Raw genomic sequence first — 16,606 nt, forward strand, 5'->3', positions numbered from 1 at the left:
ATGCGTGGATATGAACGCAGCATAGTCCAGCAGAGCTGATAGGTCACGACCCGATACGACGACGTTCGCGGCTCAAATCGAAGATCTGAATGCCATCCCTTGGGCGGCCGCGGTTGCGCCATTTCGGATGTTTCAGCGTGTAGGTGGCGTCGTCGTATCCAGCCTGCCAATGTTCGTTGATGGAGGCGCGCGAAAATTCATAGTCCATCGAATGGGTGGCGTGGGCGGCGCGCCGGTGAATGAGGTGGACGATGGTGACGTCATATTCCTGGCCAATGGAGCGCAGCAGCTTGGCATCCTCGTCATCGCGAAATTCCGGTGGCAGCTTGTCCAGCAGGCGTTTGGCGGTGCGGCGGATCACCTGTTTGCGGGCGAATTCATCGGTATTCATACGGGTTCGGCTGGAAAACCGAATCTCCTTGGTGCGGCTTTCCACCTCGAACTGGTCCTTTGGCATGTCGCCGCGCGCGCTGAACAGATCGACCTGGAAAATGTCCAGATCTCTCTGGCTTTCATTGGTTTCCAGCACATGCTGCAAGGGTGTGTTCGAGACCAATCCACCATCCCAATAAAACCGGCCATCAATTTCAACCGGTGGGAAACCGGGCGGCAGCGCGCCGGAAGCAGCGATATGGCGGGCATCGAGCCTGGTGTGACGATTGTCGAAATAGGCGAAATTGCCGGAGAGAACGTCCACAGCGCCGAGGCTGAGACGTGTCGTGCCGTCATTCAGCAATTTGAAATCGATCAGATTGTTCAGCGTCTTGATCAGCGGTTCGGTGTCATAAACGCTGACGCGGTAATCAGGATTGAGCAACACTTGCTGCGGGGTGGGCAGACGCGGTGAAAAGAAGCCGGGAATGCCAAACATCATGCCGGTCAGCGCCGAGAGATCGTTGGTGGTGCGCCGCGACGCGGTGTCTTGATCGCCAAGGTTGAAATTCAGCTGTGAAGACACCATGTCCCAGAAGGCGCGCAGGTTTTCCACCCGTTTTTCCCTGGGGCTGCCAGCAATCAGCGCCGAGTTGATCGATCCGATGGAAATACCGGCCAGCCAATCCGGATCGACATCATGGGCGTGAAGAGCCTCATAAGCACCGGCCTGATAAGCACCCAAAGCCCCCCCACCCTGAAAGACAAAAATACGATCAGTGGCGGCATTGGTCTCGGACGACAGCATCGGCATTCACCATGGATTATTGCATTGCGGTGAAGATAGCCGTTTTTCCGCGCTATTCCAGTATCTTGCCGCCACACTTATCGTTTATGGCGAAATAATTTGCTCTGCTTCATTCATGAGATCCGTGCGCCGGTAAGGCGCACGGATCTGGTTATTATCAGGCGGCCAGATCAAGCACGATCCGTCCATCGATCTTGCCTTCGCGCATGCGGTCAAAAATCGCATTGATATTTTCCAGCTTGTCCCAGGAGAAATGGGCTGCGACCTTGCCTTCACCGGCAAATTGCAGCGATTCCTCAAGATCCTGCCGGGTGCCGACAATCGAGCCACGCACGGTGATGCGCTTCAGCACGGTTTCGAATACCGGCAGCGAAATGAAGCCCGGCGGCAGACCGACCAAGGCCATCGTGCCCTTGGAGCGCAGGAAGCCATAGGCCTGTTCCATCGCCTTGGGGGAAACGGCTGTCACCAGCGCGCCGTGAACGCCGCCGGTGGCCTTTTGCACCTGCTCGATAGCGTCGGCTGCCCGGCCATTGACGACCACATCGGCCCCCAGCTTCTTGGCCAGTTCCAGCTTGTCATCGAAAATATCGGCGGCAACCACATGCATGCCCATGGCCTTGGCATATTGCACGGCCATATGGCCAAGCCCGCCAATGCCAGAAATGACGACCCATTCGCCGGGCCGCACTTCGGTTTCCTTCAGGCCCTTATAGACGGTGACACCGGCGCAGAGAATGGGCGCGGCAGCGCCGAATTCCAGGTTATCAGGCAGGCGGCCAACATAATCGGGGTCGGCGAGTCCGTATTGGGCAAAGGTGCCGTTGACCGAATAGCCGGTATTCTGCTGGCTGCCGCACAGCGTTTCCCAGCCGGTGCGGCAGGGATTGCAGCAGCCGCAGGCGGTATGCAGCCACGGAACGCCAATCCGGTCGCCTTCCTTGATCCGGGTAACACCCGCGCCGAGCTTGGCGACAAAGCCAACGCCTTCGTGGCCGGGAATGAATGGTGGGTTGGGCTTGACCGGCCAGTCGCCGCTGATGGCGTGCAGGTCGGTATGGCAAACGCCGGTCGCCGCGTATTTGACCAAAATCTGGCCAGGACCGGGTTCGGGGATCGGCATTTCCTCAATGGTCAGCGGCTTGCCGAATTCGCGTGCAACAGCGGCTTTCATCATCGATGCCATGATTTCCTCCATAGAAATTGATGTTTTAAAATTCAACATCGTGTCCCGGCTCATGCTGAGACTATGGAGGACCCTAGTGCAGGGCGGGGCGATTGCTTTTGATTGATATCAATCCGCCCCGCTTTGTTGTGGCAGGTATTCCTATGCCAGGTTCTTTTTGAGAAAAGCTACGGTGCGCGACCAGGCAAGGTCTGCGGCCTCCTTGTTATAGCGGGCCGCCGACGTATCATTGTTGAAGGCATGATTGACGCCGTCATAGACGAAGATCTCGGCTTGCTTACCATTGGCATCAAGCGCTTTGCGATAGGCATCGATGCCGGCATTGATGCGCTCGTCAAGGCCAGCGTAATGCAGCATCAAGGGTGCGTTGATGGCCGGCACCTGATCGGCTGGCGGCTGGGCACCGTAATAGGCGACACCCGCCCCAAGCAGCGGTGAGGCGATGGCCAACCGGTTGACCATGCCACCGCCCCAGCAAAAGCCGATGGCGCCAACCTTGCCGTTGACGCCCTTCACGGCAGCGAGATAGGCGCGGCTGGCCTCCGCATTGTTCACCGTAGCGCCGAGGTCGAGCGTGGTGAACATGTCGCGGGCCTTGTCTTCGTCCTCCGGCGTGCCGCCCTGTGGCGACAGAAAATCCGGTGCAAGCGTAACGAAGCCTTCCAGCGCCAGCCGACGTGTCACATCCTGGATATGCGGATTAAGGCCACGGTTCTCGTGGATGACGATCACGCCGGGCAAGGCGGACTTGGCGTCTTTCGGGCTCACCAGATAGCCCTTCATTTCTCCGCTCGCACCGGGATAGGTGACCATTGTCGAAGTCAACCGTTCATCGTTTTCCGGCGTCAGCGCTGCATTGGCCTTGTTAGCGGCCAGCATCGGCATGATGGTTGCGGCAGCGGCACCCGAACCGGCAAGCTTCGTGAGTTTTTCCATGAAGCCCCGGCGGTCGAGGCTGAGATGGGTATAGTCATCATAGGCGTTGATCATCGCCTGGGTGATCGCTGGGGTAACGGCTGGCTTTTCCATCGGTGTCCTCCACAAGGTTGTCCAGTCTAAAAGATAGAAAACCCGAACCGGCATCCAATGTTCATGGGAGGCCAATCCGGGTTTTCATCAACACTTATTCGTGACCGCGACGTCTTTTATGCAGCGCCTGGATAGTTGGGGCTTTCGCGGGTGATGGTGACACCGTGCGGATGGCTTTCGCGCAGGCCCGCGCCGGAAATCCGCACAAAGGTGGCCTTTTCTTGGAAATCCTTGATGTCCTTGCCGCCGACATAGCCCATGGCGGCCTTGAGACCGCCCGCCAGCTGGTGCAGCACGGCAGAAACCGGACCCTTATACGGCACCTGGCCTTCGATACCTTCCGGCACCAGCTTCAGCGTATCGCGCACTTCCGCCTGGAAATAGCGGTCCGCCGAGCCGCGCGCCATGGCGCCGACCGAGCCCATGCCGCGATAGGCCTTGAAGGAACGGCCCTGATAGAGAAACACTTCGCCGGGGCTTTCATCCGTACCGGCCAGCAGCGAACCGACCATGACGGCGGATGCACCCGCAGCAATCGCCTTGGCCAGATCGCCGGAGAATTTCACGCCGCCATCGGCAATGACGGGAATATCCAGCTTATGAGCTGCTTCGACGGCTGCCATAATGGCGGCCAGTTGCGGCACGCCGACGCCTGCAACGATACGGGTCGTGCAGATCGAGCCAGGGCCGATACCGACCTTGACGCCATCGGCGCCTGCATCGATCAGGGCGCGGGTACCGTCGCCGGTCGCAACATTGCCGGCAATGATCCGCACCGAGTTCGACATTTTCTTCACGGCGGTTACGGCATCCAGCACCCGTTGTGAATGGCCGTGAGCAGTATCGACGACGATCACGTCGACGCCAGCCTCGATCAGCCGTTCGGCCCGTTCGCGTCCATCATCGCCGGTGGAGATAGCGGCGGCGACCCGCAGGCGACCTTGAAAATCCTTGGCGGCATGGGGGTTGAGCTGCGACTTTTCGATATCCTTGACGGTGATCAGGCCGACGCAGCGGCCTTCATTGTCCACCACCAGCAGCTTTTCGATCCGGTGGCTATGCAGGAGACGCTTGGCTTCCTGCTGCTCGACGCCATCCTTGACGGTGATCAGGTTATCGCGGGTCATCAATTCATGGATCTTCTGGGAATGATCCGAGGCAAAGCGCACGTCGCGATTGGTGAGAATGCCGACCAGGCGACCGGGACGGCCACCGTTTTCGACGACCGGAATGCCGGAAATACCGTGGGCCTTCATCAGGCCGAGTGCTTCGGCCAGCGTCGCATCCGGATGGATGGTGACAGGATTGATCACCATGCCGCTTTCGAATTTCTTGACCTGGCGAACCTCTTCGGCCTGTTCGGTTGGTGTCAAATTGCGGTGGATAACCCCAAGGCCGCCAGCCTGGGCCATGGCAATCGCCAGACGGCTCTCGGTGACCGTATCCATGGCGGAAGACAGGATGGGGAGCGAAAGATCGATATCCTTGGCGATCCGGGTGGAGATATTCGTCTGGCCCGGCATGACTTCCGAATGTCCGGGCTGGAGGAGAACATCGTCAAAGGTAAGCGCTTCTGCGCCGGTTGCCGAAATTACGATCCGTGCCATGCCAATATCCTTCATATGAATAGGCAGAGTCCTCCAGAAAAGCGATTTTCCTCTGGATTCCTTTGCATGTAATGCTTGGAGGTTGGCGAGGGCTGGTAACACGTTCATGACAGGAAGGGAATAGCAAAAGCATGGATTGTGGATGACGTCGGTCATCCCCCGTTTTAGAGATCCTGCCGCGGTTCCGAGGGTGTCGATTTTTCCCGTGCGCTGGCGGCAAGACCATCGGCCAGCGCTTCCATATCGGCTTGGCGGGCGCTGGATCGCCGCCAGATCAGGCCGATTTCGCGGTAGGGCGGCGGATCGGTAAAGGGAATGATGCGGATCTTGTTGCGGCTGGTTTCGGTCTCGATCGCCATTTCGGGGATCAGCGTCATGCCCATATCATGGGACACCATCTGGAGCAGTGTCGCCATCGAGGTTGCGCCGAAATTGACCATGCTGCGCCGGCTGGCGGTTTTGCAGACGGCCAGCGCCTGGTCGCGCAGGCAATGGCCTTCCTCCAGCAGCAGCAACCGGTCGGTGTCTACGTCCGCCTCCACCAGAGGCGATAGAAGCACGGCGTCGTCATTGCGGGCCACGGCCATGAAAAACCGATCGACGAGCAGGCTGCGGCAGACCAGAGCGTCCGCATCCACCGGTAGCGCCGCGACGACCGCATCCAGTTTGCCGTCATTCAAGTCGGACAGCAGTCGATCTGTGATCGCTTCTTTAAGCTCGATCTCGATCAGAGGATGATTTTGCCGCAGATAAGGCACCATGCGCGGCACCATATAGGGGGCGACGGTCGGAATGATGCCAATCCGCACCAGGCCTTCCAACATGCCGCCATTGTTTCGCGCCGCCTGTTCCAGCCGATCTATTCCCGCCAGCACTTCGCGCACATGGGTCAGGATTTCCAGTCCCTTGGTAGTCAGGATCGTGCTGGCGCGCGTGCGCTCGATCAGCATCACACCCAGATGTTTTTCCATTTCCATGATCTGCGCCGACAGTGCCGGTTGGCTGACATGGACAAGATCGGCAGCCCGGCCGAAATGGAGTGTGGTGGCAAGGGCATCGAAATAGCGCATTTGACGTATGGTCAGCATGATAGGATTTCCAAATCGTATTTAAAAATAAATACGATTGGAAATTATCGGCCGTCAATGGAACACTGCAGTCATTGAGACGAAACACTGTTTTAAAATCAATTTTGACGAAGACGGCCTTCCAAAGGAGGACGCCATGATGGATTTCACGGACAATAAAGACCACAGTCGGCATTCAGGTGCCGGAACCGATCATCGGGCATCAATTGGCGTATTTCAAACTGGTACATCCAGACGATGAAGCGGGTATTCATACGGTCTTAATGCAGTTTCCGGCTTCGAAGCAGATATGATCCCAGCATCGCCGCTGAAGAGCCCTACACGTATCTGTTTCGAAAGGGGGCGTCAGAAGCCGTTTTGATACGGTTTCTGACCCCCTGTTTTGTATGGGTTTACTAATTTGCATTAATCAAAACTGAACACCCTTCCAATAGAGCCCTTACCTGTGGTCCACATGATGTGGAAATTATCCTGGGACAGGACGGAATGGTGACGGCGATGAAAATGCCGATTGAAAGCTCGCGAATCAATCCACGTAAGCAGCCAAAACAGAAACGCAGTATCCAGCGTGTCGAAAATATTCTGAATTCGGCTGAGTTTCTTATTATCAAGCATGGGGTTTCCCAATTGCGCATGACGGATATTGCCGCCAATGCTGGCGTACCTGTGGGTTCCGTCTACCAATTCTTTCCGCAGAAAGCGGCTGTGCTTAAAGCCATCATGGATCTGCGCCTGACCAGCCTGGCCGAGGATATTACCACGCAGTTAACGGATGTGCGCGACGAAGCGGATGCGCGCGCGCGTTTGGTCGATCTGATCGAACGTGGTGCGCGCCTGCACCGTGACAATCCGCTGTGTCGCGAGTTCTGGATTGCAATGTCGACCGATCCCGATCTTGGCGCGATGCAATACAAGGCTCAGGAAGATATTGGCGCGTTGGCGATGAGATGGCTGGGGCCATTTGCCGGTGGCGGGGATGGACAGGGCAAACACAACCGCTTCCTGCTGGTGGCGGTGCTGAGCGGAGCGGTTTTCCGCGCCATCGCCGAGAAGCATGAGCGAGCCTGGGCGATGTTGGACGAGTGGAAAAAGGCTGCATGCGCCATGCTGTTTCAACCCGCTCAAAAGTGATTGTCTCGGGTCCTGAGGCAATACGAACGGTCATTTTCAATGAAACGTCGTATTACCAGCCGGGGATCATATGTCCCGCCCGCAGGCGCGGATAGTAACGGGAATAGGTTTTCGTTTCTCCGTCCATGTCGTCTTCGATGGCCGTCGGGTTGATATTGTCAAGGCAGGCGGCGATATGGTCGGTGATGGCGTTCATCAGCGAGGGTGACATTCCGGGTCGTTTCATGATGCCGATCTGCACGGGCGGCAGTGGCGGAAAGCCATCCAACTGGCCCAGCACTTTCATACCGGTTCGCAGCGCCGATTCCGGCAAAACAGAAACGGCCAAGCCAGCCAGCACTGCGGCGGCGACCACGGTCGATGACCAACTGGTGAACAGGATCTGATAGTCGCGCCCGTCGGCATCGAGCGCCGAACAGGCCAGTTGCCGCCAATTGCAATCGCGCCGTCCAACCGCAAGCGGTACAGGCGCATCATCGCGCAAGGGATGGTTGGCCGAAGCCACCCAGCAAAGCGGCTCGGTGCGCATCACGTCGGATTGTCTGGTCGCCGGGTTATGGGTCACAAGTGCGATGTCTAACTCACCTCTGGCCATTTTTTCGGCCAGGTCGGAGGATGGTTCGCAAACGATGTAAAGCTCTACATTGGGATGGGTCTTGGCGAAACGGCCAATAATTTCCGGCATGTAGCGGTCGGCATAATCATCCGGCGTGCCGATCCGCAACGTACCTTCCAACCGGTTGTCGTCGAAAGCCGCAATCGCCTCGCTGTTCAGCCGGACGATCCGCCGGGCATAGTTCAGCAGTTTTTCGCCTTCTGCGGTCAGCCGGTTGCCACGCCCGTCCTTGATGAACAATTGCTTGCCGATCCGCTCTTCCAGGCGGCGCATCTGCATGGAAACGGCTGATTGGGTCTTGAAGACCCGCCCTGCCGCCTTGGTAAAACTGCCGGTATCGACGATGGCGATGAAGGTTTGCAACTGGTCTGTATCGAGAGGTGCGGACATGGCGGACATTCCATCAGTTGGATTGATGATTACCATTAGAAACATTCACTGGACTGATCAATAGAAATTCGGCAAATCTTAAACTGCAAAGTGTCAATCGACGCCACGAGTGACCAACTGATGTTCAGTTATCGCGGTGTCCTCCAACCCCTTCACGGCGTCCCTCCGGCTTGGTTTTCCAAGCGCGGCCGCCCCTTCTCGTGCCGAATTCGAAAGGACTATTGTCATGCGCACGACCAGACAGATCACCGTAACGGCTTTTCCTCACGCAGAGGGCGCGGTCATCGCAGCCCTTCGCGCCATTGTCTTGACGGTGAATTCTGTGCTGCGCACGCTCACCAACCGCCGCGCGGCTCTTAAGCTCGCGGATCTCGACGACTACCTTCTGCATGATGTCGGTTTGACCCGCGCTGAGCTGGAGGCTGAATTGTCGAAGTCCGGGCCACTTGAAGATCCGTCGGCAAAGCTTGCAGGTCTCGCGCGCGCCAGGATTCGCAAACAGGTGAGCACGCTTTCGCTCGGCTGAAAGATCCCCTTTCCATCCGCCATCCCCGCAGGGCGAAAAGCCAATCGGCCCTGCTTTTGCCCGGCAACAGTTCACTGTTGCCGGGTCTTTTTTTGTGTGCCGACCAATGTTTGGCGGGCCGTTATTGCGTTTTAGTCAGTGCTTGGAATGAGTGGCGCCTTCGTCCGATTCGGCACGAGCATCCTTGCCCGGCGCCGTCACATAGGTCTCGAAGATCTGTTCCACGCTTTTCTGATAGCTTTTCTGCACGTTCAGACCACTATCGAACATCGTGTTGACGATATCCATCATCGATTTTCTGGCCTCGGCTTCCGGGCTCGGCTTTGGTGGCTCTGCTTTCGCGGCTTGCCCCATCGAACCACTGACCATGTCTTGCCAGGCTTTGGTGAAGGGATTGTCCAGGAAAGGGTTCGTTTCGGTCTTGGGGGCTGCCTTGGCCGCGCTTATGCCCATCATTTGCTGCCAGGCGGCAATGAAGGGATTGTCGAAGGGACCGGGCGATGTCGGTTGAGCTTTCGGTGAAAATCCCGTTGCCTGAAGCCATTCCTGGATCATCCCAGCCATTGGGCCAGCCATCGGGTTGTTGGCGAAGGGGTTGCTGGCCTGCTGCATCTGTCCAAGGCTCTGCTTGAACAATCCGCCCATGATCGTATCGGCCATAGCCGGTAGCATGCGTTTCAGAATGTCCTGGCCGATGCCAGTGATCTGGGCCGCCTGGGCGGCGACAGCGCGCGACACCTCCTTGGAGCCGAACAATTGTTGCAGAACCTGATTGCCGTCGGCAATGCCCTGAGGCGTAAAGGCCTTGCCCATATCTTCGAAATACTGGGCATAATTGCCGGACGATAAAGCAGTAAACAGGCTGGACAGATCATAGGGATTGGCGGCGGTGCGCTTGAACCCGGAGGAAAAGGCCGGCGTCAATGCGGCAAGCGCCTGCGCTACCTGTTCTTGGGCAAGCCCGAACTGCTTTGCCATGGCGTCCATGGCCGCGCCATTCTGTGCTCTCAACAGCATATCAAACAGTGGCAACATTTGCATTCGCTCCCCGGCACATAGCCTTTTTATACGGTATTCATGCGTTGGCGATAGTCCGCATGGTGAGCCGGTGGCTCCAAAACGCCATATGCTTGATCGCCCCGAGCCTTATGCTCCTGTTTTTCAGCATGGTTCATGACATTGCACCCGCCAATTCCCATCAGCTTGATTCAAGGAGAAAATCATACGAGAGCCACTATAGCGGGAAATATCCCGCTGCAAATCGTTTTTTTAAGCAAGCACAAGGGTTTGGGGGTGGGGTGCCGACCTCAATATTGATAGGCGGAAAATACAGGTTCTACCTGGCCATCCCACGGGCCATGATAGAGATCCAGCATGTCCTGCGCCAGGGAATGGCCTCGTTCCACGATACTGTCCAGCGGTTGCAGATAGATCGATTCGTCTTGGCCCTCCGCATTCAGCCGGGCGCGCGCCACAAGACCAGCCCTCGACAAGGCCAGCAACTCGCGGCTCACATCCAGAACGGAGCGGCCCTCTACGGTGGCATCGAAGCCGAGCGTTGGAACGGTATCACGAAGTGCTGTTACCGTTGCCAAATCCCAACCAGACGTCAGATTGTCAGCCGCCGCAAGCGCGGTATCGTCATACAGCAGCCCGACCCAGAAAGCCGAAAGCGCCGTGATATGGCTTTGCGGGCCGCCATCGGCCAATCGCATTTCCAGGAATCGTTTCAGGCGGACATCGGGAAACAGCGTTCCCAGATGATTGGTCCAGTCTCCCATCGTCGGCTGCCAGGCGGCGATTTCGCCCTTCAAACCGCCGGCCATGAATTGGCGGAAAGTGATATGGGTACAGTCGTGATAACGGCCATCCCGCATGACAAAATACATCGGCACATCAAGCGCCCATTCGACATAATCAATAAAACCGAAATCCGGTTTGAACACGAAGGGCAGCAGGCCGGAGCGGCGATTGTCTGTATCGCGCCAGATCTCGCCGCGCCAGGACAGCAGGCCGTTCGGCTTGCCTTCGGTAAAGGGCGAGGCGGCAAACAGCGCCATGGCGATGGCTTGCAGCCTGGTGGAAACCCGCATCTTGGTGCGCATGTCGACTTCTGATGAAAAGTCGAGATTGACCTGGATCGTCGAGCTTCGATACATCATGTCCAGACCCTTCGAGCCGACCTTCGGCATGTAGCGGGTCATGATGTCGTAGCGGGATTTCGGCATGCGCGGCGTCTGCTCCAGGGTCCAGAGTGGGCTGCCGCCCATGCCCAGAAAGCGGATCCCCATCGGCTCGGCGACTTCCCGCAGGATTTCGAGATGCTGGAGGGTTTCGCCCGCCGTTTCATGCAGGGTCTCCAGGGCCGCACCTGATAGTTCGAACTGGCCGCCCGGCTCGATGGAAATTGCGCCCTGGCCACTGCCACCGGCCAGGCCAATGATGTTTCCGCCATCGATGATCGGTTCCCAGCCAAGCCGGGCCTGCATGCCGTTCAGCAGCGCCGAAATGCTGGCTTCGCCGAAATAGGGAACGGGAGAGAGATCGGCGGTGAAAAAACCGAATTTTTCATGCTCCGTGCCGATGCGAAATGTTTCTTTCGGCTTGCACCCCTCGGCCATATAGGCCGCCATGTCCTCAATCGAGGTCAGGGGAGTGTCATCGGTTGTATCGCGAGCCATGAAGCCGACCTTGTTCTGCTACAGGTTTTATTTTCGCATCGGGCCGAAAACCGGTTTCCACTTTTCGGTCCGATGCGTTACCGAGGGTTGATAGGGCTGAACCCGGCGGCTGCGCAAGCGAATTTTGCGATTTGAACGTTCAACAATATTGAACGAGATATGCCGGGTTGTTTCAAGTTCATTTCCAATCGCCGATGCTGGCCTGAACCACGGCCAGAGCCGCAACGGCTGCGGTATCGGCGCGCAGAATGCGCGGCCCCAGCGGAATGGCCGTGACAAAGCCGAGACTGCGCAAAAGACTGCGTTCCTCATCGGAAAATCCACCTTCCGGCCCGACCAGCAATGCCAGTTGCCGTTCCTCGATTGCCGCCAGCGCTGGCATCGGATTGTCGGTGGCGCTGTCCTCGTCACAGAAAATGATCCGATGGGTGGCAGGCCAGGTTTCCAGCAGGTCCTTGAGCTTGACCAGCGGTGCAACCTTTGGAACGGAAAGGATGCCGCATTGCTCGGCTGCCTCGATCACATTGGCCTGCAAGCGCTCAATGCTGCCGATCCTGCCCTGAACATGCTGGGTCATCACTGGCTGGAGGGCACCGGCGCCCATTTCCACCGCCTTCTGGACGAGATAGTCCATCCGCCCGACTTTCAGCGGCGCAAACAGAAATGTCAGGTCGCTCGGGCGGGGCTGAGGGCGGGTTTGGCTCTGCGGGATCAGCGCGATCCGTTTGCGGGTGGGAAAGGCAAGGCTGGCCTTCCATTCGCCATCGCGGCCATTGAAGACAAGCACTTCGGCACCTTCGGTGAGGCGCAGGACATTGGCGAGATAGTTATACTGTTCCGGTGTCGTCGCCACTGGATTTGCCGCTTCCAGCCCGGCGTCGACATAGAGTCTCTGCATCTTGTAATTTGCTCGCATGCCTTATGACCGTCTCACATTATCGAAAGAGCGCGAACATAACCCGGTAAATCAGCGCTGCAAGCCCTGCGGAGACCGGAAGCGTTACCAACCAGGCGCCCATGATGGTGAGGATGTGAGAGCGGCGGACCAGGCGACGCCGGTTCACCTCATCAGCATTGGACGGTTTGGGGGCTTTACGCTGCCATTCCGCCGACTTCATCAGCATGTACTCCAGCCGCCGTTTTGAATGGCGATTATACCATTCCCGGAAAAAGCCGAGGCCAAACACCGCACCGATGGCAATATGGGTGGAGCTGACCGGCAGCCCCAGTTTGGAAGCGGTGATGACAGTGATGGCGGATGAAAGCGAGACGCAATAGGCTCGCATCGGGTTGAGTTTGGTGATCTTGGTGCCGACAAGGCGGATCAGCCTTGGGCCAAACAGCAGAAGTCCGGTTGAAATGCCGAGCGCGCCTATCGTGACCACCCAAAGCGGTGCGGTCATTCGCGTGTGCAGATCATTCGACATGACGGTATGAACAATCGCCGCCAGCGGGCCGATGGCGTTGGAAACGTCGTTGGCGCCATGCGCGAAGGACAGCAAAGCGGCGGCACCGATCAGCGGCATCCGAAACAGTTTGCGCAAGGATTGATTGCGATTTTCCAGCCCTACGGCCTGCTGGCTCACGATAGGCCGGGCCACAAGCCAGGCAATGGTGCCGATCACCAGGCCGAACAGAACGGCTCGATCCGAGATGATCGTAAAGCCCATGCCAGTGGTTTTCAGGCTGAGATAGCAACTGAAGCAACCCGCCATCAATCCAATCAGAATCGGCACCCAACGGCGCGCCTGGGCAATCTTGTCGGGGCGGTAAACGATGAGGTCGTAGATCAGAAACAGGATGGCGGCCGCGATCAATCCGCCCAACACCGGTGAAATCACCCAGCCGAGCGTGATGGTGGCGATGGTCTGCCAATTGACAGCGGCCGTTCCCATGGCTGATGCGGCAGCCCCCATCACACTGCCGACGATGGAATGGGTCGTCGAGACCGGGGCATTGGCCCAGGTGGCGAGATTGATCCAGAGGGCTGCCGCCAACAGAGCAGCCATCATGATCCAGATAAAGGTTTGCGGATTGCCAACCAGAGATGGTGCCAGGATGCCAGAGGAAATCGTATCGGTGACTTCGCTTCCGGCAATCATCGCCCCGGCAATTTCGAAAAACGCCGCCATCACCAGCGCGCCGGTCATCGTCATGGCCCGGGCACCCACCGCAGCCCCGACATTGTTGGTCACGTCATTGGCGCCGATATTCAGCGCCATGTAGCCAGCAAGCGCTGCTGCGGCGATGATGATGGCGGAGCCCGTCCGGTCTGCTGCAAAGCCGAGCGCGAAAACCGCCGCAAAGATCAAAAAGATCAATGCCATGCCGTAAGGAGCCGCACCACGCGCCACGTGCTGGGCAGCGCGTTCGAGCAGGGTCAGCCGGTCGAGATCCTTGTCCAGCATTGGTCGGGCGTATTTTGGAATCTTGCTCATGCTTGGCTTGCGGGTTCTATCGTAGGAGTGGGCCACATGGGTAAAAACCGATGTCGCGCCCATGGGAGGGGGCCTTGGGAGAGGCCCGTGAGGAGGAAGGACTGATATGCGGCGCACTCTGGTTCGTTTGGCCGCACGGTGCTGTAGCGCATAATTGCCTGGGTCGGAATTGATTTAAAATGGATCAGAGAAAAAGTCGAACCCGGATTTCCTGATGGCGTATTCAATATCAGGCACTCGCCAGCAGCTCTCTCTTCTCTATCGACAATAGCGCGAAATGCTTATGGGACCCGATACAAAGAAAATAGCCTGTCATCATGACCGTAAGACGTCATTTTATCGGCAAATCAGCCCGCATTTGCGGCATTGCGCTGGCGCGACAGGGAAAGAAGATGAAAAAGCCGTTTTAATTGTGGCTCCTGCACCCGGCTAGCCGCAACGTCGCAGCTCACCCATTCCAATATGCGGGTGCCTTTTTCTGGATAATCGTCAACAAACTCGCGCACTTCCAGCAGGTAAACCTTCACCTCACACGGGATTTTCAGCCCGTCCGGCATGCCTTTCATGTAAAAATAAGAACCGAGACTGGTTTTGGCGATCTTTCCCTTGACGCCTGCTTCCTCGTAAGCCTCACGCTGGGCCACGAGATGCGACTTTTTCGAGCCCATTGGCCAGCCTTTAGGAATGACCCAGCGCCCGGTATCGCGGCTGGTAATCAACAAAACTTCCAGAAGACCCGTTTTGGTTTCGCGGTAGCAAAGCGCGGCAAATTGCTGCTTCGGCGGGCGCCGAAACATCAATTCCAAATCCGACACGATGCGTTTTAAAATAGCCAATGCGTAAATCCGTATTTTTGATTATCTTAATATAATTGATTCCCGCAAAGGTTGGTAGCGGTTTCGTTGAGCGAGAAAAACATTCGGCAGGTAAACCGAGTCTTCCATAATAGAACTCATGAATGCCTTCATGCAATTGTCATGAGGAACTGTCTGTCATGCGTCCATCGCATTGCGGCGTTCTTATTGTGGCACGTTCGAGCCGAGTGAACCCTTGTCCACCTGTCGAAAACCAAAGCGATTCGGTGATTACGCGTCAGTGTCGCGAATGATGACGATTCGCATGGCCGCGAAATTTTGTCTTTGACCGTCTTGTTTGTTGCGTGATGTCGGCCTTTTCTTCGATTACACCGAAAATAATTCCTAAATATGACCTTATTTGCCTTTTCGCCATGAGGCGCTTCTTTTGCGGTTCATCCTGGGTCCTTATGGTGCGCGCGTTTTGAGAGAGAAGACGATGGCAAAGAAAGCTGCTGCGAAATTCGATCGTGCCGGACTGGCTTCGCTTGGCGCGGAAAAATTGGCGGAGATCCTGCTGGATGAGGCCAGCGCCAATAAAGCCTTGAAACTGCGCCTGCAAGCAGCTCTTGCGGGGACAGCGGGGTCCACCAAAGTGCTGGCCCGGATCGACAAGCGTCTGGATCAGATTGAGCGCTCTGCTTCCGGCATTACCGCCAACCGTGCGCGCGAATTGTCGACCGAGCTGGGGGGTATGATGCGGACCATCGGCGGCGAGCTTGGCGATGATCCGGTTGCCGCAGCCGAGCGGATGGTGCGGATGATGTCAGTGATGCTGGGGATGACGCATCGCCTCTACGACCGCAGCGCCAAGCTGGAAAAACTGTCGGAAGACATTATTGCTGCTGCGGTTTCGATGATTGCGGCTTTGCCGGAAGCGGGGCAGACCATGTTGGTCCCGGCCCTGGAAAAGGTGCGGGCCGCTGACAAGCACCGCGAGCTGGGCGATGTCTTTTCACAAATGATGGCAGTGCTTGGCACAGCCGCCGCCGATACCTGGAAGCAATTGCTGGAAGCCGCGCTCAAGAACCACCGTGCGCCACAACACATCCTGCAACTTCTCCAGGATCTTGCCGTGAAGCGGCAGGATTTCGATGAGGTGATCCGGTTGGAAGAGGCGAAGCCGGAACTCTATCAGGATAGCCTTGTCCTGGCGCATCTGCTGTTTGACGCCCAGCGTTTCGAGCAGGCACTCGAGTGGGTGCGCAGAAAGCCAAAGGGCATGCGTGTCATCCGTATCGGCGGGATGACGGCAGCGGCTGGCCCGGACTATGGTGTGCAGGAGCGCAAGCTGCTGGAGGCCGATATTCTCGAACGCCTCAAACGGCGAGGGGATGCCCAGGCTTTACGCTGGCAGGAGTTCTGCGAGACATTCGAGCCAGACGTGCTGCGAACCTATATTGCCAAGCTGGACGATTTCGCCGAATTCGAGGAGATGGACAAGGCGCTGGATCTGGTGATGACCAGCAAGGATGCCTATAAATCCCTGTGGTTTCTGATCGGCTGGCCAAAGCTTGATCTCGCCGCGCGCCTGGTGATTGACCATGCCCAGGACTGGGACGGTCGCCAATATGAACTGCTGTCCACAGCAGCGGAGAAGCTCTCTGAGGAACAGCCGGAAGCGGCAACAGTGCTCTACCGGGTGCTGGCCAGTGACATTCTCAAGCGCAGTGCGTCACAAGCCTATCACCATGCCGCATCCTACATTACAGCGCTGGCCGATCTGGCACCGCGAATGTCGGCCACCAACGGCCAACACGATCATGTCAGGTTCATGCAGAGCCTGAGACTAAAGCACGCCAAGAAATATTCGTTCTGGATGCTGCTGCCCGAAGACCTTCGTTGACAAGGTTTTGAAAGGGCGGCTGGCAGTGGTGTGG

14 protein-coding genes are annotated in these 16,606 nt (G+C 57.3%); 3 read left to right on the forward strand and 11 right to left on the reverse strand.

The features are described 5' to 3' along the window. Nucleotides 1-43 precede the first annotated feature (43 nt). The 5 genes from AVI_RS20625 to AVI_RS20645 form a co-directional block, all read right to left on the reverse strand. The gene (locus AVI_RS20625; RefSeq protein WP_012654079.1) at nt 44-1,180 is read right to left on the reverse strand and encodes a DUF3734 domain-containing protein; all 1,137 of its coding nucleotides are present in this window, start codon (nt 1,178-1,180) and stop codon (nt 44-46) included. 157 nt (nt 1,181-1,337) lie between these two features. Continuing rightward, complete coding sequence (adhP, locus tag AVI_RS20630) at nt 1,338-2,366, reverse strand: alcohol dehydrogenase AdhP (RefSeq protein ID WP_012654080.1); 1,029 nt, start codon at nt 2,364-2,366, stop codon at nt 1,338-1,340. A 141-nt stretch (nt 2,367-2,507) separates the two neighbouring features. Continuing rightward, nucleotides 2,508-3,395 carry a dienelactone hydrolase family protein gene (locus AVI_RS20635; protein ID WP_012654081.1) on the reverse strand — a complete coding sequence of 296 codons (888 nt, stop codon included), beginning with the start codon at nt 3,393-3,395 and terminating at the stop codon, nt 2,508-2,510. Between the two features lie 116 nt (nt 3,396-3,511). After that, entirely contained in the window at nt 3,512-5,002 is a 1,491-nt protein-coding gene (gene guaB / locus AVI_RS20640; protein WP_041698961.1) for an IMP dehydrogenase, read from the reverse strand. Nucleotides 5,003-5,166: 164 nt separating this feature from the next. Further along, nucleotides 5,167-6,090, reverse strand: coding sequence for a hydrogen peroxide-inducible genes activator (locus AVI_RS20645; RefSeq protein WP_012654083.1), 924 nt, complete (start codon nt 6,088-6,090; stop codon nt 5,167-5,169). A 486-nt stretch (nt 6,091-6,576) separates the two neighbouring features. Between AVI_RS20645 and AVI_RS29245 the strand changes: the two genes are divergently transcribed. Then, on the forward strand, nt 6,577-7,221 hold the full coding sequence (locus AVI_RS29245) for a TetR family transcriptional regulator (RefSeq protein ID WP_049777355.1): 645 nt from the start codon (nt 6,577-6,579) through the stop codon (nt 7,219-7,221). A 52-nt stretch (nt 7,222-7,273) separates the two neighbouring features. Here the strand turns inward: AVI_RS29245 and AVI_RS20655 are convergent, their stop codons facing one another. Continuing rightward, complete coding sequence (locus AVI_RS20655; protein ID WP_041698964.1) at nt 7,274-8,227, reverse strand: LysR substrate-binding domain-containing protein; 954 nt, start codon at nt 8,225-8,227, stop codon at nt 7,274-7,276. Between the two features lie 226 nt (nt 8,228-8,453). Between AVI_RS20655 and AVI_RS20660 the strand changes: the two genes are divergently transcribed. Then, nucleotides 8,454-8,753 (forward strand): DUF1127 domain-containing protein, encoded by a 300-nt coding sequence (locus tag AVI_RS20660; RefSeq protein WP_012654086.1) that lies wholly within the window; start codon nt 8,454-8,456, stop codon nt 8,751-8,753. A gap of 135 nt (nt 8,754-8,888) precedes the next feature. On the opposite strand, the gene AVI_RS20665 is transcribed toward AVI_RS20660, so the two are convergent. From AVI_RS20665 to AVI_RS20685, 5 genes are all read right to left on the reverse strand, one after another. After that, nucleotides 8,889-9,788, reverse strand: a complete 900-nt coding sequence (locus AVI_RS20665) for a DUF937 domain-containing protein (RefSeq protein ID WP_012654087.1) — start codon at nt 9,786-9,788, stop codon at nt 8,889-8,891. A 272-nt stretch (nt 9,789-10,060) separates the two neighbouring features. Next, a complete protein-coding gene (locus AVI_RS20670; protein WP_012654088.1) occupies nt 10,061-11,434 on the reverse strand; it encodes a glutamate--cysteine ligase in 1,374 nt (457 codons plus the stop codon). A gap of 178 nt (nt 11,435-11,612) precedes the next feature. Continuing rightward, a complete protein-coding gene (locus AVI_RS20675; protein ID WP_012654089.1) occupies nt 11,613-12,350 on the reverse strand; it encodes a 16S rRNA (uracil(1498)-N(3))-methyltransferase in 738 nt (245 codons plus the stop codon). Between the two features lie 19 nt (nt 12,351-12,369). After that, a complete protein-coding gene (locus tag AVI_RS20680) occupies nt 12,370-13,872 on the reverse strand; it encodes an inorganic phosphate transporter (RefSeq protein ID WP_012654090.1) in 1,503 nt (500 codons plus the stop codon). Nucleotides 13,873-14,219: 347 nt separating this feature from the next. Next, entirely contained in the window at nt 14,220-14,708 is a 489-nt protein-coding gene (locus AVI_RS20685) for an NUDIX hydrolase (protein WP_012654091.1), read from the reverse strand. Nucleotides 14,709-15,165: 457 nt separating this feature from the next. On the opposite strand from AVI_RS20685, the gene AVI_RS20690 reads away from it, so the two are divergent. Next, nucleotides 15,166-16,572 (forward strand): DUF6880 family protein, encoded by a 1,407-nt coding sequence (locus AVI_RS20690; RefSeq protein WP_012654092.1) that lies wholly within the window; start codon nt 15,166-15,168, stop codon nt 16,570-16,572. The last annotated feature ends 34 nt before the right edge of the window (nt 16,573-16,606 follow it).

Source organism: Allorhizobium ampelinum S4, assembly GCF_000016285.1.
Lineage (GTDB): Bacteria > Pseudomonadota > Alphaproteobacteria > Rhizobiales > Rhizobiaceae > Allorhizobium > Allorhizobium ampelinum.

What these genes read in the sequence shown, in the direction of transcription:
- AVI_RS20625 (WP_012654079.1), bottom strand. Translation starts at nt 1,180, where the DNA reads ATGCTGTCGTCCGAGACCAATGCCGCCACTGATCGTATTTTTGTCTTT.
- adhP (WP_012654080.1), bottom strand. Translation starts at nt 2,366, where the DNA reads ATGGCATCGATGATGAAAGCCGCTGTTGCACGCGAATTCGGCAAGCCG.
- AVI_RS20635 (WP_012654081.1), bottom strand. Translation starts at nt 3,395, where the DNA reads ATGGAAAAGCCAGCCGTTACCCCAGCGATCACCCAGGCGATGATCAAC.
- guaB (WP_041698961.1), bottom strand. Translation starts at nt 5,002, where the DNA reads ATGGCACGGATCGTAATTTCGGCAACCGGCGCAGAAGCGCTTACCTTT.
- AVI_RS20645 (WP_012654083.1), bottom strand. Translation starts at nt 6,090, where the DNA reads ATGCTGACCATACGTCAAATGCGCTATTTCGATGCCCTTGCCACCACA.
- AVI_RS29245 (WP_049777355.1), top strand. Translation starts at nt 6,577, where the DNA reads ATGGTGACGGCGATGAAAATGCCGATTGAAAGCTCGCGAATCAATCCA.
- AVI_RS20655 (WP_041698964.1), bottom strand. Translation starts at nt 8,227, where the DNA reads ATGTCCGCACCTCTCGATACAGACCAGTTGCAAACCTTCATCGCCATC.
- AVI_RS20660 (WP_012654086.1), top strand. Translation starts at nt 8,454, where the DNA reads ATGCGCACGACCAGACAGATCACCGTAACGGCTTTTCCTCACGCAGAG.
- AVI_RS20665 (WP_012654087.1), bottom strand. Translation starts at nt 9,788, where the DNA reads ATGTTGCCACTGTTTGATATGCTGTTGAGAGCACAGAATGGCGCGGCC.
- AVI_RS20670 (WP_012654088.1), bottom strand. Translation starts at nt 11,434, where the DNA reads ATGGCTCGCGATACAACCGATGACACTCCCCTGACCTCGATTGAGGAC.
- AVI_RS20675 (WP_012654089.1), bottom strand. Translation starts at nt 12,350, where the DNA reads ATGCGAGCAAATTACAAGATGCAGAGACTCTATGTCGACGCCGGGCTG.
- AVI_RS20680 (WP_012654090.1), bottom strand. Translation starts at nt 13,872, where the DNA reads ATGAGCAAGATTCCAAAATACGCCCGACCAATGCTGGACAAGGATCTC.
- AVI_RS20690 (WP_012654092.1), top strand. Translation starts at nt 15,166, where the DNA reads ATGGCAAAGAAAGCTGCTGCGAAATTCGATCGTGCCGGACTGGCTTCG.